The following is a 14,699-nucleotide window of genomic DNA, read 5'->3' as shown; positions in this document are numbered from 1 at the left end:
CTTCACGCTTGGCCGGCCGCTGCCGTTACGGCGGGTACGCAACACCTGGCGCCCGTGAAACCAGAGCTGGCGGCCGTCCCCCGCTCTCGGATCAGGGACGGCCGCCAGGCTGGGACCGGTCAGGCCAGGTGCCAGCGCCGACCTTCAGGCGTGTCCTCGATGATCAGGCCGGCGGCCTTGAGCCGAGACCGGATCGAGTCGGCCTCGGCGTAGTCGCCCCGCGCCCGCGCCGCCGCCCGCAGGTCCAGCGCGATCTGCACGACCCCGTCGAGTGCCGGGCGTAGTTCGGCGCCGGCCGTCGGCCACTGCTCGAGCGGATCGAGCCCGAAGACGCCGAGCATCCGGCGCGTCACGTTCACCCAGCCGGCCAGTTGCCGGCTGTGCGCCTTGGACAGCACCTGGTTACCCTGCCCGACCGCCCCGAAGATCGCGGCGAGCGCCCGGCCGACAGAAAGATCGTCGTCCAGGGCCGCGGCGAAGTCCGCCCACATCCGCGCCGGGGTCACCTCGGACTCGGCGGCCACCGCCTCTGCCTGCGCACCGGCCGGCCGGGCGGCCTTCCGGCCAGCGGCGACCGGCCCGTCGTCGGCCCCGAGGGCCGCCGCCTCGCCCGGCCCGCCGAGGATGTCCAGGGCGTTGCGGACGAAGGTCTCGATCCGGTCGTGGGCCGCGGTCGACTCCGCCAGCGCCTCAGGGGTGTACTCCAGCGATGACCGATAGTGCGCGGAGAGCAGGTGATAGCGCAGCACCTGAGGACGCACCAGGTCGAGCGCGTCGCTGACGAACACCGAGTTGCCGAGCGACTTGGACATCTTCGTCCCGCCGGTGGTCAGCAGCCCGACGTGCATCCAGTACCGGGCCATCTCGTCGGCCTCGGCCCCGGCAGCCACCCCGCACAGCGTCTGCGCCCGTTCGTTCTCGTGGTGCGGGAAGACCAGGTCGAGCCCGCCGCCGTGGATGTCGAACGTGGACCCCAGGTACTTGCCGGCCATCGCCGAGCATTCCAGGTGCCAGCCGGGACGGCCGTCGCCCCACGGCGACTCCCAGTACGGTTCGCCGGGCCGGGCGCCCTTCCACAGCGCGAAGTCCCTCGGGTCGAGCTTGCCCGACTCCGCCTCCGCCGACGGCAGCATCGCCTCCGGCCGCTGATGGGACAGTGCGCCGTAGTCGGCGAAGCGGTCCACCCGGAACCACACCGACCCACCGCCGGGGTAGGCGTAGCCGGCGTCCACGAGCGCGGAGATCAGCGCGATCATCTCCGGGATGTGGCCGGTCGCGCGGGGCTGGATGGTGGGCGGCAGGATGCCGACCGCGCGGTAGGCGTCGTCGAACGCGCGGGTCTGTCGGGTGGCGAGCTCCCAGACGGAGGTGCCGTCCCGGCCGGCATTGGAAATGATCTTGTCGTCGATGTCGGTGACGTTCTGGACGAGCGTCACCTCGTATCCGGACTGGACCAGCCAGCGGCGCAGCAGATCGAACGGCAGCGCCGTGCGCAGGTGCCCGACGTGCGGCGCCGACTGCACGGTGGGCCCACACACGTAGACGCCCACGTGAGCGGGGCGCAGCGGCTCGAATGGCCGCACACGCCGCGAGCGCGTGTCGTAGAGGTGGAGACCCATCTGTCAAGGGTACGGCCCCGACTGCCGGCGCGGGCAGTCAGGGCGGTTCAGCCGACGGTCAGGATCCTGCCGGCCTTGACGCGGATCACAACCCGGATCTCCTCCGGATCGTCCCACCGATAGATGTCACCGGTGTACTTCAGGGAAAGCCGGTCGATCAGCTCCTGGCCACCCTCCTCGGTCAGCGTGGCGGTGCCCCGCACCTCCACGTAACCGTAAGGGTCGTTCTGGTCCAGGAATATCAGTCCGACCCGCGGGTCACGGGCGATATCCCGCTCCTTGGCGCGGCCGCGGACGGTGGACAGCAACAGTTCATCCTCGTCGCGGTCCACCCACAGCACGGTCAGCCTCGGTGAGCCGTCGGCCTGGACTGTCGCCAGCACGACGTATGTCGGCGTATCGGCGAGGGCCCGCACCGGCTCGGGTAGGCGATCAGCCATCAGACTCCTCAGGGAGCGGCCAGTGACTACCCAGCCTTTCACCGTGGATCCGGAACGCAACCACCCGATGCCGGATCGGCATATACCGTCGGGCGAGTCTCTCGTCAGGCCCGCACGACGAGCGCGGTGGCGATGGCCGCGAGCCCCTCGCCGCGGCCGGTCAGCCCGAGGCCGTCCGTGGTGGTCGCCGACAGGCTCACCGACGCGCCGAGGGCCGCCGACATCGCGTCCTGCGCCTGCTCGCGGCGCTTCGCCATCCGCGGCCGGTTCCCGATCACCTGGACCGAGACGTTCCCGATCACCCAGCCAGCGACGGCGAGTAGCCGCGCGGTCTCACCGAGCAGCACCGCGCCGGAGGCGCCGGCGTACTCCGGCCGGTCGGTCCCGAAGACCTTGCCGAGATCGCCCAGGCCGGATGCGGTGAGCAGGGCGTCGCAGGTGGCGTGCGCGGCCACGTCACCGTCCGAGTGCCCGGCCAGACCGGTCTCCCCCGGCCACTCCAGGCAGGCGACCCAGCAGGGCCGGCCGGCCTCGAACGGATGCACGTCGACCCCGACCCCGACCCGCGGCAGCAGCACGGTGGTCACCGTGGCGGACGCGGGAGCCGGACGGTCGGTCGGCGCAACGCCGCCAGTGTCCGCCGGCGGTGTGCGCTGACTCATCCGGACCTCCGCGCTTCCGTGCCCCTGCGGGCATCCGGGGCGCACCCGTCCGCATCGCCACGGCCGTCACTCGCCGCCGCACGGGCCAGCAGTGCCTCCGCGAGCACCAGATCGGGCGGCTGCGTCACCTTGAACGCCTCCTGGGCGCCGGGGACAGTCGTCACCGGGACGCCGAGCGCCTCGACGAGGCCGGCATCATCCGTCGCCGGAACGTCGGTGAGGGCATAGGCCGCGGCCAGCACGTCCCGCCGGAATCCCTGCGGGGTCTGCACCGCGCGCAGACCATCCCGCGGCGGGGTACGGATCACCCGGCCGTCGGGGCCGACCTCCTTGACGGTGTCCGCGAGCGCGAGCACGGGAATCACCGCCGGATGGCCTGCGATGACCGCCGCCGCGATCGCGTCGACGAGCGCCGGCGGCGTCAGCGGCCGGGCCGCGTCGTGGACGAGCACGACCGAAACATCATCATCCACCGCGGCGAGCGCCCGGCGGACCGAGTCGACCCGCTCCGCGCCGCCGGCGATGACCTGTACGTCCCGGCCGAGCATCTGGGCCACGACCTCCACCAGGGTGGGCGGCGCGGCCACGACGATCTGGCTGACGGACTCCGCCCGCCGCAGTGCCTCGACCGACCGCACCAGCATGGGCCGACCACCCAGCGACCGCAGCGCCTTCGGGGTGCCACCGCCGAGCCGTTCCCCCTTGCCGGCCGCCGGCACGATCGCCGCGACCCGGACACCCATCGCCCGCGGCTGGGGACCTTCGCCCATCACCAGACCTCCCGTGAGCCATCCACGCACGAGAGCATGGCCTATCCGGTAGACCGAACGCGAGCCGGCCGACCCGGACGCCTCCTGGGCGCGCCTGGCGGAGCGGCTGCGAGCGTCGCCGCCAGGCCACGCTGGCCGGCGAGCCGGCCGCCCGGGGGCCACCGGTGATCCCGGGGCGCCCGGCGCGGCCTGGTCGACCGACCGAAACAACAATTCAGGCTTATCCCGTCCCGACCGGTCAGATCAAGCGGCAGGCAGCGCCGCCACTTCCGGAACGACGGGTTCGGAGATCAGCCGGCAAGAACCTCGTCGAGCATCGCCTCGGCCTTGTCCTCGTTGGTGCCCTCCGCAAGAGCGAGTTCACTCACCAGGATTTGCCGAGCCTTACTCAACATCCGCTTCTCACCCGCGGAAAGACCGCGTTCACGATCCCGCCTCCACAGGTCACGGACGACCTCGGCGACCTTGTTCACGTCACCGGACGCGAGCTTCTCGAGATTTGCCTTGTAACGCCGGGACCAGTTTGTGGGCTCCTCGGTGTGCGGCGCACGGAGCACCTCGAACACCCGTTCCAGCCCATCCTGCCCGACGACGTCGCGCACCCCGACCATGCCGACGTTGTCGGCCGGAACCCGAACCGTCAGATCGCCCTGAGCGACCTTCAGCACGAGATAGAGTCTTTCCTCGCCCTTGATGACACGGGTTTCAATCGCGTCAATCAGAGCAGCACCATGATGCGGGTAAACAACGGTCTCGCCGACTTGGAACGCCATGTGTCACGTGCCCCTTCCGCCTCTACCAGCGTAACACGCACGCATCGCCGCAGGTCAGACGCGCGCTGCATGGGCAGACGCCCGCAACGCTCCGACGAGACCGCCTGTGGCCCTTCCTCCCCGTTCGCCGAGGTGGGGGCCACCTGACGCCGGACGCCCACCCACGGGGCACATCGGCACGCAACCGCACCGAAACACTCCGACCAGGTAAAACGGACCTCCGAAGACCCGAGATGTTGGTCGGACGTTGGGCCGGAACGGTGCGGCAAACCTAGCGCGAGTGCCCCCGCCGCGCCCGTCGACACGGCGGCCACCGCCCGCGTGTGGGCGGGCCGTGTGGGCAACCGCGGCACCGCCCAGGACCGCCTCGCCGGCGCGCCAGGCCACAGCCCGGGCCATCCCCGGCGGCGTGACTCTGCACACGGCCCCGACCGGCACGTCGGGGCCGGTCGGCCCGGTCAGCGCCGTGCCCTCGGGACCGGGCCCGGCGCGGGGGCCCCGGGCAGTTACCCACGCGGGCCGGGAGCAGCCCTCGGCCTGGCGCACGGGCAGGTGCCGGATGACTAGTGTTAGCCCCGCACGGAGACTCCCGGCGGCGGCCTGGCAGCACCAGCCTGTCAGCACCAGCCTGTCGGCGGCGAGCCATCCGGGTACCCGGGGGTGACCCTGCGGGCCGGCCCGAGGGCCGGCGCCGCGGCAGCCGCCGGGTGGGCCGTCCTCGCGACGGCCGACGAACCAGCACCGGCCCCGCCAGGCGCCGGTCTTGTGCAGGAGGAGCCACCGAGCTGTGAGCCGCCGTCCGGGTGCCCGTTTCTCGTCAGTCATCGCCGGCGGCGCGCCGGCCGGGCCAGCGGTCCGCCGCGGCCCCGCAAACTCTCCCGACGACGCCGCCAGGCGCGGCGGATTCCGGCGCCGGATGGCCTCCCGCCGGGTAGGCGTGGCCCTGCTCGCCTCCACGATCACCACCGCGGGCGTCGCCGGCTGCGCCGCCGGCACCGACGCGCTGACCAACCTCGCGCGGACGACGACCAACAGCACCGCGGGTTCCGTCGGCGCCATCACGCTGCGCAATGTCTACCTCGCCGGCCCGGTCGCGAAGGGCGGATCGGCGCCGATCGTCTCCGCGTTCTTCAACGCCAGCGGCGATCCCGACACGCTCGTCTCGGTGTCCTCGCCCGACGCGGCCGGCGGTCGCCCGTCGACACCCGCCCAGATTCCGGCCGGCGGCGGGCAGGTGTTCATCGCCGACGGCAGCGCACCGAGCCTGCAGGGAATCAACCAGAACCTGCTGATCGGCTCCGAGCTGCCGATCACGTTCACCTTCGCCAAGGCTGGCAGCGTGACTCTCGACGTGCCCGTCGAGCCGCCGGCGTCGGGTGCCTCCTCGACCGCCACCGCCAGCCCGAGTGCCGAGAGCTCGCCGTCCGCCAGCCCGACGGCCACCGGGCAGACCCCGAACCGCCAGGCGGTCACCCCCTCGGGCGCCCCCTCTCCCGGCTCGGCCACCCCGTCGGTGAGCGGTTCGGCCGCGGCGGCTACCGCCAGCCCGACGGCCACCGGCTGACGCCCCTCGCCGGCCCGCCGGAAGGCGGGCGGGCGGGGCCCGGTGGGCGCTGCGCTCCGCCGGCTCCCGAATCCTGTCGGACCGCCCGGTTACCGTGGCGCCCATGACATCAGGTCGGGCGACGGCCAGCGGTCGCACCGGCTCCGCCGGGTTCCGCTGCAGCGGATGCGGAGCGGAGTCGGTCCGGTGGGCCGGGCGCTGCATGCGCTGCCACGAGTGGGGCACGCTCGAGGCCCAGGCGCCGGCGCCGCGGCGCGGCTCGGCCCTGGGCGGCGCCCGGACCGCGGCCGCCGCCGTGGTCACCGCGCCCGCGCAGTCGGTCGTCGCCGTGGACGTGACGGCGGCCCGGCGCCGACCCACCGGCATCGACGAGCTCGACCGGGTACTCGGCGGCGGCCTCGTCCCCGGCGCGGTGATCCTGCTCGCCGGCGAGCCGGGCATCGGCAAGTCCACCCTGCTGCTCGAGGTCGCGGCCCGCAGCGCCGCCGGCGGCGCCCGCGCGCTGGTCGTCACCGGCGAGGAGTCCGCCGCCCAGGTCCGCCTGCGCGCCGAGCGGACGGGCGCGCTGCAGGAGGACCTCTGGATCGCCGCCGAAACGGACCTGGCCGCCGTGCTGCGGCACGTCGAGGAGGTCCGCCCGGCCCTGCTCGTGGTCGACTCCGTGCAGACGATCTCCGCTGCCGGAGTCGACGGCGCGGCCGGCGGCGTCACCCAGGTCCGGGAGGTCACCGCCGCGCTGATCCGGACGGCGAAGGCGCTCGGACTCGCGATCGTGCTGGTCGGCCACGTGACGAAGGACGGTCTCGTCGCCGGGCCGCGCCTGTTGGAGCACCTGGTCGACGTGGTGCTCCATTTCGAGGGCGAGCGGCATTCCACCCTGCGCCTGCTGCGGGCCGGCAAGAACCGTTACGGTCCCGCCGCCGAGGTCGGCTGTTTCGAGATGGACGACGGCGGCATTCACGGCATCGCCGATCCCAGCGGCCTGTTCCTGTCCCGCTCGGGCGGCGGCGGCGTGGCGGCCGTGCCGGGCACCTGCGTCACGGTGACGATGGAGGGGCGCCGCCCGCTGGTCGCCGAGGTGCAGGCGCTCGTCGCCGAGTCGTCCGCCCAGGTGCCCCGCCGAGCGGTCTCCGGCCTCGACCCGGCCCGGGTCGCGATGATCCTGGCGGTCGCCGAGCGCCGGGCGGGGATCCGCTACGGCCGGTCGGACGTCTACGCGGCGACGGTCGGCGGGGTACGCCTCGCCGAGCCGGCGGCGGATCTGGCCACGGCCCTCGCCGTCGTCAGCGCGGCGCGGGACCGGCCACTGCCCGCCGGTCTGGTGGCCATCGGCGAGGTCGGGCTGGCGGGCGAGGTGCGGGCGGTCGGCGGGGTCCCCCGGCGGCTCGCTGCCGCGGCCCGGTTGGGATTCCGCCGGGCGCTGGTACCAACCGGCTCGGGGACGGTGGTGGAGGGCATGACGATCGCCGAGGTACCCGACCTGGTCGGTGCCATTGCCCAAATGTATGAAACGTAAAATCGGATATGTACGTTTTGGAAATTTCGTAACCCCATGATTGGCGGGGCCCCCAGCGCCGGTCGCCCCCGATAGCATCGCGACAGAGGCGCAGGCAGCAGGGAGCCGAGGAGCTGAGGGAGCCTGATGGCAGGACCACCCGGAGACGACATATTCCGGGCGACACTGGCCGCGGTCGCCCCCGGAACCCCCTTTCGCGACGGCCTGGAACGGATCCTGCGGGGCCACACGGGAGCGCTGATCGTGCTCGGCCACGACAAGGTCGTCGAGGGCATCTGCACCGGCGGGTTCGAACTCGACGTCGAGTTCTCGGCCACCCGGCTGCGGGAACTGGCGAAGATGGACGGCGCGATCGTGCTGTCCTCGGACCTGCAGCGGATCGTGCGCGCGGCGGTGCACCTCGTCCCGGACCCGACGGTGCCCACCGAGGAGTCGGGCACCCGGCACCGCACCGCGGAGCGGGTGGCCAAGCAGACGGAGTACCCGATCATCTCCGTCAGCCAGTCGATGCACATCATCGCCCTCTACGTCGCGGGCCGGCGGTACGTCCTGGACGGCTCGGCGGCGATCCTCTCCCGCGCGAACCAGGCGCTGGCCACGCTGGAGCGTTACAAGCAGCGCCTCGACGAGGTCGCGGGCACCCTGTCCGCGCTGGAGATCGAGGATCTCGTCACGGTCCGGGACGCGATCTCGGTCAGCCAGCGCCTGGAGATGGTGCGCCGGATCGCCGACGAGATCGAGGGCTACGTCGTCGAGCTCGGCACGGACGGGCGCCTGCTGTCACTTCAGCTCGAGGAACTGATGGCCGGCGTCGAGACGGAGCGCGAACTCACCGTGCGTGACTACCTCCCGGCCGGCTCGAAGGCCGGGCCGGCCTCGCAGGTGCTCGGCGAGCTCTCGGCGATGTCGCCCACCGACCTGCTCGACCTCACCGTGCTCGCCCGGGTGATCGGGTTCTCCGGCGGTGCCGACATCCTCGACCGGCAGATCAGCCCACGCGGCTACCGCATGCTCGCCAAAGTGCCGCGACTGCCCCGGCTGGTGGTCGACCGCCTGGTGGATCACTTCGGCACCCTGCAGAAGCTGCTCGCCGCGGGCGTCGACGACCTGCAGACCGTCGACGGCATCGGCGAGGCCCGCGCCCGCGCCGTGCGCGAGGGCCTGTCCCGGCTGGCCGAGTCGAGCATCCTCGAGCGCTACGTCTGAGCGGGCGTCGGTAGGCCCGGCCCGTTCCCGGCCGACGCCGGGCGGCTGGCACGATGAGCGGAATGAGCAGCGTCACCACAGCCGCCTCGGCCACCGCGCCGGCGGCCGGCCACCAGGAGCTCGGCCGGCTGACCCTCGAGTGGTTCGCCGCCGCCGCCCGCGACCTGCCGTGGCGGCGCCCCGGGACGACGCCGTGGGCCGTCCTGGTCAGCGAGGTCATGCTGCAGCAGACCCCGGTCGCCCGGGTGCTGCCCGTGTGGGAGGCGTGGCTGGCGCGCTGGCCGACGCCGGCCGCGCTGGCCAGCGAGCCCGCTGGCGAGGCCGTGCGGGCCTGGGGGCGCCTCGGCTACCCCCGGCGCGCCCTGCGCCTGCACCAGGCGGCGGGCGCCGTCGTCGAGCGGCACGGCGGGGAGATCCCGGCCGACCTTGACGAGCTGCTCGCCCTGCCCGGGATCGGCACGTACACCGCCCGCGCGGTCGCCGCGTTCGCCTTCCGCCAGCGCCACCCGGTCGTCGACGTCAACGTCCGCCGGCTGTACGCCCGCGCCGTGGAGGGCCTGGCCGATCCACCGGCGACCGTCAGCCGCCGGGACCTCGCCGGCGTCGCCGAGCTGCTGCCGGCCGAGCCTGAAGCCGCCGCCATGACCAGCGCCGCGCTGATGGAGCTCGGCGCGCTGGTGTGCGTGGCCCGGGCGCCGCGCTGCCCCGCCTGCCCGCTGTGGGAACGCTGTACCTGGGTGGCCGCGGGCAGCCCCCCCGGCACGGGACCGGCGCGGCGCCCGCAGGGCTACGCGGGCACCGACCGCCAGGTCCGCGGCCGGCTGCTCGCCGTCCTGCGCGACGCCCACCACGCGGTCGGCGCGGACCTGCTCGACCAGGTCTGGGACGAGCCGGTCCAGCGCGCCCGGGCGCTCGCCGGCCTGCTCGCCGACGGCCTGGTCGTCCAGCTCTCCCCGGGTGTCTACGCACTACCCGGCCTCTGACCGGCGGGTTCAGGGTTCGAGCCCCCGACGGCCCACCACGCAGTGGTAAAGAGCATCCGACCTGGACAAATAGGTTTAACCTACAGATTGGGACCAACTAGCTTTCTTATCACCATATGTAGTCGGGCGCGATCGTTCGGTTCGCACAGTGCCGGGATCTTGGAGCAACTAGGCACCAACGGTAACCAACGGGAGATTTTCGGCTCGACCGACCCCGGACCTCGTTGATCTCCCTGACCGGCCTTACCGAGTCGTGACCCGTGGGCTCGACGAGTGGCCGACGAACGCCACCCGAGGCTGTACCATATTTGGTACGACTAGATGCTCGGGAGGTTGGCAGCATGGTTGCGGCGATCAGTGCCAGTGAGGCACGTAAGACGCTGTTTCCGTTGATCGAAAAGGTCAACACCGATCACACGCCGGTGGAGATCGTCTCGAAGCGGGGAAACGCGGTCCTGGTGAGCAAAGAGGACTGGGATGCCATAGTGGAAACCAGCTACCTGCTGCGCTCGCCCGCGAACGCCCGGCGGTTGATGGAAAGCGTGGAGCAGTGGCGTGCGGGCGGCGCGGTCGAGCGTCCGGTGGGCCCTGACGAGTGAAACTGACCTGGACCGACCATGCCTGGGACGATTACCTGTACTGGCAGAGTCAGGACCGCAGGACCCTGAAGCGCATCAACGCCCTGATCGCGGACATCAAACGCGATCCAGAAGGGCAGGGGATCGGCAAGCCCGAGCTGCTGCGCAACAACCTCGCCGGGCTGCGCTCACGACGAATCGACGATGAACACCGCTTGGTCTACGCGGTCGAGCCCGGCCAGGTCACGATCATCTCCTGCCGCTACCACTATCAGTAGCTGAGCCTGTCGCGTCCCTCGGGTTCACAGTCGCGAGCGGCCATTGTGGGCTAGGCGGCGGCCGGTGACCTCCAGATCGCTGAGGCCGTCCAGGGCGTTGCGTAGCGTGGCATCCATTCTCGCTGATCGCCACCCGCGCACGCTCATCTCTGGCCGCAGATCTTCTGGACGAACTGCAGCTTCTTCTGGAGTATGTAACCTGCTGAGCCGCCGTCGCCAAGAGTTCCGTAATAGCGGTACGAAACCTTTGGGATCGTGGGGTCGAGGGCGCGATAGAAGGTCTGGCCGGCAGAAGCGCGCGCGATGGGCGTCTTCATCGCGTCAACCACGTCCGCCCCGGCGGTGACGCGATACTGCCATGTTCCACAGTTCTCGGTGCCAGGCGGACTGGTCTCGTTGGACGCCGTCGTGGCTGGATGTGGAGAAGCGGGTGCGGGTGCGCCTGAGACCGGATTTCCGTCCGCCACCGGTTTCGCCGTCACGGACGGTCTGTCGATGGCCTCTGCGCCAGCCTTCGACGGATTGTCGGCCAGGAAGTAGACACAGATCAAAAAGCCCACAGCGAGGACACAGCAGATCGCAGCTAGCAGGCCGTACTGCCGGCGGCTTGCTGTCTTATCGCTTGCTGGCAGCCGCTCGCCGCCCTGTGCGCTGGCTGGATCGCTGACAGCGGCAGCTGCGTGCTGACCATGTGGAAGATCGGGCGACGGCGACGCTATCGCAGCTGCCGTCGTCGCGGCCGTAATCGCCGTTTCGCCGGTGCCGTGGAACTCGCTGCCGTCGTCCGACTGGTCCACCCGCGGGGGCGATGCCAGCTCGGCCTTTCCAGGCTGCCACGCCTGCTGCCACAGGTGTGCTATCCGATCCCGCTGGTCTGCGCCGAGGCTACCGAGCTCCGCCACTCTGTCGAGCTGCGTGGCTGGAATCTTCGCCTTACCGCACAGGTAGCGGTTGGCCTGCGCCCGGCTCACATGCAGCTTCGCGGCGAGTTCCCGCTGGCTCAGCTCGGCTGACTCGACGACGCGGCGGAGTTCCGTAGTGAAAAGTTGAACTGGCTCGGGCAGCTCCGGCGAGAGTTCCCGTGTCGACCCGCGGCGCGCGCTCACTGTCTCAACTGTCCCGTCTTTCGTCTCTTTCCCCAGGTCAGAGACCTGGGACAGGGATCGTTCGTCTCGTCTCTCGGCCGCGCCCTTGTCAGCGCCCGAAGAGCTGTCAACGATGGTCCCAGGTCGAGGAACCGCGCCTTTCGACCGGGTCTCCAGAGCGGAGTCCTCACGCTCCCGGGAACGGAGGCGTGCACAGTGCCACGCTCCCACACGCGTTTCGTTTCTTGATCACGCGGCCACGAAATAATTCACTCTCCGATAAGAACGAGGCTAACGATGATACGTCGATGGTTGATGCCGCCACTGCTGGCGCTCGCCATGGTGGCCGCAGTGCTGGCGGTCGCGGAGGGGTCGGCGTCTGCCGGCAACGGCTCCGTTAACTACACGCATTCGACGACGCTCAGTACAAGCGAGTGCCCGGTCTTCGAGAACTTTCCGAAGGCCGAGGTTCCGACCAGGTCGTGGAACAAGACCAGAAAGTCCTCGAGCGGTTCAGCCTTCCACGTGGGAGTGCGTTACACCTACAAGGGTTATGCGCTGATTCTCGACTACGCCAAGCAGGGCGATCCTACCTGGGGGTTCATCGCGCAGAGCTGCCTGACGGACCCGAAGGCTTACGACGCGCAGCGGCATGTCCTGCCGGATCTGCAAGGGGTCGGCGGGCATGGTAAGCCCAAGACGGTGCCGATCAGCGCCGACCACGCGGGCAAGCAGAAGGCGGGCCTGATTCACCTGGACTCGGTCGGCACTCTGCGCAGCGCACCCCAGTCTTTCGTCGTCGGGAACGCGCGTGCCGGTGACCCCTTCTACATCACCGCGGCGCACTGCGGAAAGCACTCCACGCAGAAGTGGATACTCGGATATGCACCCGAGTCCGGTCGCTGGGGGTACATCCAGGCATCGCACCTGCCCGCGTGCCAGTAGGGCGGGCCGACCCGCTGGCTGCCGCCCGGGGCGAGTGAGAAATTCCGGTGGCCGGCGTGAGCGGAGCCTCCGAGCCTGACGCTCGGAGGCTCCGTGCCGGTGCGGTGTTCCAGCCTGAAGGCGCCAGTTCATCCCATCGCGCTGCGGCAGTTGTGGGGCCTCGATGGAATGAGCTGGGTCCGCTCCCAGCAAGCGGGCCCTGATCCTTCGGCCGCGGTGGGTTTTCGATCGCCGCCCGCGAGGACTCCCGTCATGGGCCGCTCCGTGGGCTGGGCTGACTGCTCGTCGATCTGCGTCACGCCTACATCACCACAGACAGCCTCCGAATCCGTTGCTATTGATCATCTTGGCAGCGTAAGCCTGCCGACCATGATCCAAAAGACGGGCGGCGGCATCCGCGCCGAGCAGCACACCGGAGTCGAATCCTTCATGCGAGGTCAAAGAGGGGATCGGAACGACCGCCATCTGCTCACTCGAGCAGAAGAACCGCTCGGGTGCTGTCGCGGTGTTCTCCACCATGCCCCGATGCGGCGTCTTCACCCCCAGGCTTCGATCACGCGGATCGCGCAGCCGCAGGAGCGCAAGTAGATGATCCTTAAGCACCTGGTGGTGCGGAGGGCCGAACAGAACCCGGTAGTAGACCAGGGCGGGACGCTCAGCGAGTACCGCTTCGGTCGCCTCCACGTACCTGCTGTCTCGGGAACGTGACCCCATCACCACCAGACACTCCTCGGCGCTGCGGACAGCATCGCCCGATGGCCCACGCTGGTCATGTGACGACCCAGCTCCCACCCCGAGACCATGCTTGGCGTCACCCCGAAATGACCACCAACCGTACGAAGATCGATGTCGCCTGCCAGGCGCTTCAGCGTCCAGTTCCGGGCCAGCCGGGCCTGCCGCGACGGGGAGAGATCACCCGCTGTTCGAGAGGAGCGGGGGGACCTACCCGATCACCTTCCGAATTTCGACAGGCGGTGCCGCCTCCAATGATGCACCAGCGGCGCATTCGGGCCTGAGGTCAAGGTTGTGATCGACCGCGCCGTCGCGGACGCCTACGAACTCATCGAGGCCGGCTTTGGCGTCGGTCGTGAGCAGCACGCGGCTGGGTCGTCGAGCCCGAGGATGGCGTCGACGTCGAGGATTACCCGCCTGGCCATCCGCGCACTTCGTTGCCAAAGGCCGAGTCCAGCTCGGCGTGGATCCGCGCCAGCTCGTCGGCGAACCCGGCATCGGCCGGGTTGTCACGTAGCGCGGCCTTGAGCCGGTCCGCGGACGTCTGCCGTTCGGGAACGAGCCGGCCGACCGGCACGCCGTCCCGAGTGATGACGACAGTCTCACCGCGCTCGACGGCATCGAGGATGTTCGCGAAGCTCCGCGCCGCCTGAATGGCAGTGACCGTGATCATGATTGCACGCTATCTGATCCAGCCTGAGCGCACGTGATCACACGGGCTGGATCCGGCGCGGCGACCTCCTCGAACACCGCCGGCCCGGATTCTCACCAGAAGGACCGAGTCAGCCTGTCTCCGGCGCCGCGCGGAAGCGGTAGCCGACGCCGCGGATGCTCTCGATGACCGTCGGGCCGCCGGCGGCCTCGCCGAGGCGGCGGCGCAGCCGGCGGACGTGCACGGCCAGGGTGTTCGTCTCGGTGTGCGCGGAGCCCCAGACCTCGCGCAGCAGGGTCTCCCGGGGCACCACCCGGCCGGCCTGTTCGAGCAGCAGGGCGAGCAGCCGGAACTCCCGCGGCGGGACGGGCACCAGGGCGCCGTCGAGGCGGACCTCGTGCGCGGCCCGGTCCAGCAGCACCGGCCCGCCACGCAGGATCTCCGCCCCGGCCAGGCCGGCGGCGGCCGAGCCGAGCCGGCCTGTGCCCAGGCCGCCCACCATCGCGAGGACCTCGGCGACCCGGTACGGCTTGCCGACGCAGGCACTCGCGCCCGCGTCGAGCCCCGCCGCGGCGGCGGACCGGTCGTCGGGGCCGCCCGCGAGCAGGATCGGCATGTTGTCGTGGCCGGGGACACTGCGGACGGTGCGGACCACCGTCACGCCGTCGACGACCGGGAGCCGGGCGCCGATGAGCACCGCGTCCGGCTGTTGCCGACCGATCTCCAGCAGAGCCATCGCCCCGTCGGAGACCACACTGATCTCGACGCCGCCGCCGATGATGGCCTCGAGCATGCCATCCTCGACGTCGGCGTCGGCGATCAGCAGCGCGGGGCCGCGGGGCCGCGGGCCCCCCCCCCCCCCCGGGGGGCCCCCCCCCCCCCCCCCCCCCCCCCCC

At 71.1% G+C, this 14,699-nt stretch carries 16 protein-coding genes; 7 read left to right on the top strand and 9 right to left on the bottom strand.

Annotated features, from left to right (window positions below; all coding sequences use genetic code 11):
* Window positions 1-119 precede the first annotated feature (119 nt).
* The 5 genes from cysS to MXD60_RS17255 form a co-directional block, all read right to left on the bottom strand.
* A complete protein-coding gene (gene cysS / locus MXD60_RS17275) occupies window positions 120-1,619 on the bottom strand; it encodes a cysteine--tRNA ligase (RefSeq protein ID WP_248820340.1) in 1,500 nt (499 codons plus the stop codon).
* 47 nt (window positions 1,620-1,666) lie between these two features.
* The gene (locus tag MXD60_RS17270; RefSeq protein WP_248820339.1) at window positions 1,667-2,059 is read right to left on the bottom strand and encodes a PPOX class F420-dependent oxidoreductase; all 393 of its coding nucleotides are present in this window, start codon (window positions 2,057-2,059) and stop codon (window positions 1,667-1,669) included.
* A 104-nt stretch (window positions 2,060-2,163) separates the two neighbouring features.
* A complete protein-coding gene (gene ispF, locus MXD60_RS17265) occupies window positions 2,164-2,646 on the bottom strand; it encodes a 2-C-methyl-D-erythritol 2,4-cyclodiphosphate synthase (RefSeq protein ID WP_248820344.1) in 483 nt (160 codons plus the stop codon).
* A gap of 71 nt (window positions 2,647-2,717) precedes the next feature.
* Window positions 2,718-3,491 carry a 2-C-methyl-D-erythritol 4-phosphate cytidylyltransferase gene (gene ispD, locus MXD60_RS17260; RefSeq protein WP_248820338.1) on the bottom strand — a complete coding sequence of 258 codons (774 nt, stop codon included), beginning with the start codon at window positions 3,489-3,491 and terminating at the stop codon, window positions 2,718-2,720.
* A 290-nt stretch (window positions 3,492-3,781) separates the two neighbouring features.
* A complete protein-coding gene (locus MXD60_RS17255) occupies window positions 3,782-4,264 on the bottom strand; it encodes a CarD family transcriptional regulator (RefSeq protein WP_009741775.1) in 483 nt (160 codons plus the stop codon).
* A 916-nt stretch (window positions 4,265-5,180) separates the two neighbouring features.
* Here MXD60_RS17255 and MXD60_RS17250 point away from each other — a divergent pair.
* From MXD60_RS17250 to MXD60_RS17225, 6 genes are all read left to right on the top strand, one after another.
* Window positions 5,181-5,828 carry a copper chaperone PCu(A)C domain-containing protein gene (locus MXD60_RS17250; protein WP_248820337.1) on the top strand — a complete coding sequence of 216 codons (648 nt, stop codon included), beginning with the start codon at window positions 5,181-5,183 and terminating at the stop codon, window positions 5,826-5,828.
* 73 nt (window positions 5,829-5,901) lie between these two features.
* Entirely contained in the window at window positions 5,902-7,344 is a 1,443-nt protein-coding gene (radA, locus tag MXD60_RS17245; protein WP_248820343.1) for a DNA repair protein RadA, read from the top strand.
* A 126-nt stretch (window positions 7,345-7,470) separates the two neighbouring features.
* Window positions 7,471-8,550 (top strand): DNA integrity scanning diadenylate cyclase DisA, encoded by a 1,080-nt coding sequence (disA, locus tag MXD60_RS17240; RefSeq protein WP_248820336.1) that lies wholly within the window; start codon window positions 7,471-7,473, stop codon window positions 8,548-8,550.
* A gap of 53 nt (window positions 8,551-8,603) precedes the next feature.
* On the top strand, window positions 8,604-9,533 hold the full coding sequence (locus MXD60_RS17235; RefSeq protein WP_518468138.1) for an HhH-GPD family protein: 930 nt from the start codon (window positions 8,604-8,606) through the stop codon (window positions 9,531-9,533).
* 341 nt (window positions 9,534-9,874) lie between these two features.
* Window positions 9,875-10,132: a type II toxin-antitoxin system Phd/YefM family antitoxin gene (locus MXD60_RS17230; protein ID WP_248820334.1), complete on the top strand. Its 258-nt coding sequence runs from the start codon at window positions 9,875-9,877 to the stop codon at window positions 10,130-10,132.
* Window positions 10,129-10,389, top strand: coding sequence for a Txe/YoeB family addiction module toxin (locus MXD60_RS17225; RefSeq protein WP_248820333.1), 261 nt, complete (start codon window positions 10,129-10,131; stop codon window positions 10,387-10,389). Before MXD60_RS17230 ends, MXD60_RS17225 begins: the two co-directional genes overlap by 4 nt.
* Before the next feature lie 143 nt (window positions 10,390-10,532).
* On the opposite strand, the gene MXD60_RS17220 is transcribed toward MXD60_RS17225, so the two are convergent.
* Window positions 10,533-11,705 carry a helix-turn-helix domain-containing protein gene (locus MXD60_RS17220; protein WP_248820332.1) on the bottom strand — a complete coding sequence of 391 codons (1,173 nt, stop codon included), beginning with the start codon at window positions 11,703-11,705 and terminating at the stop codon, window positions 10,533-10,535.
* A gap of 84 nt (window positions 11,706-11,789) precedes the next feature.
* Here MXD60_RS17220 and MXD60_RS17215 point away from each other — a divergent pair, with 84 nt between their 5' ends.
* Entirely contained in the window at window positions 11,790-12,419 is a 630-nt protein-coding gene (locus tag MXD60_RS17215) for a hypothetical protein (protein ID WP_248820331.1), read from the top strand.
* Between the two features lie 306 nt (window positions 12,420-12,725).
* On the opposite strand, the gene MXD60_RS17210 is transcribed toward MXD60_RS17215, so the two are convergent.
* The 3 genes from MXD60_RS17210 to MXD60_RS17200 all read right to left on the bottom strand — a co-directional run bounded on the left by MXD60_RS17210 (window position 12,726) and on the right by MXD60_RS17200 (window position 14,629).
* The gene (locus tag MXD60_RS17210; RefSeq protein ID WP_248820330.1) at window positions 12,726-13,103 is read right to left on the bottom strand and encodes a hypothetical protein; all 378 of its coding nucleotides are present in this window, start codon (window positions 13,101-13,103) and stop codon (window positions 12,726-12,728) included.
* 457 nt (window positions 13,104-13,560) lie between these two features.
* Window positions 13,561-13,824 carry a type II toxin-antitoxin system Phd/YefM family antitoxin gene (locus MXD60_RS17205; RefSeq protein ID WP_248820329.1) on the bottom strand — a complete coding sequence of 88 codons (264 nt, stop codon included), beginning with the start codon at window positions 13,822-13,824 and terminating at the stop codon, window positions 13,561-13,563.
* Window positions 13,825-13,933: 109 nt separating this feature from the next.
* Entirely contained in the window at window positions 13,934-14,629 is a 696-nt protein-coding gene (locus MXD60_RS17200) for a response regulator transcription factor (RefSeq protein WP_248820342.1), read from the bottom strand.
* Between the last annotated feature and the right edge of the window lie 70 nt (window positions 14,630-14,699).

The organism is Frankia sp. AgB32 (genome assembly GCF_023243045.1).
GTDB lineage: Bacteria > Actinomycetota > Actinomycetes > Frankiales > Frankiaceae > Frankia.
This window is presented reverse-complemented; position numbering and strand designations above follow the sequence as displayed.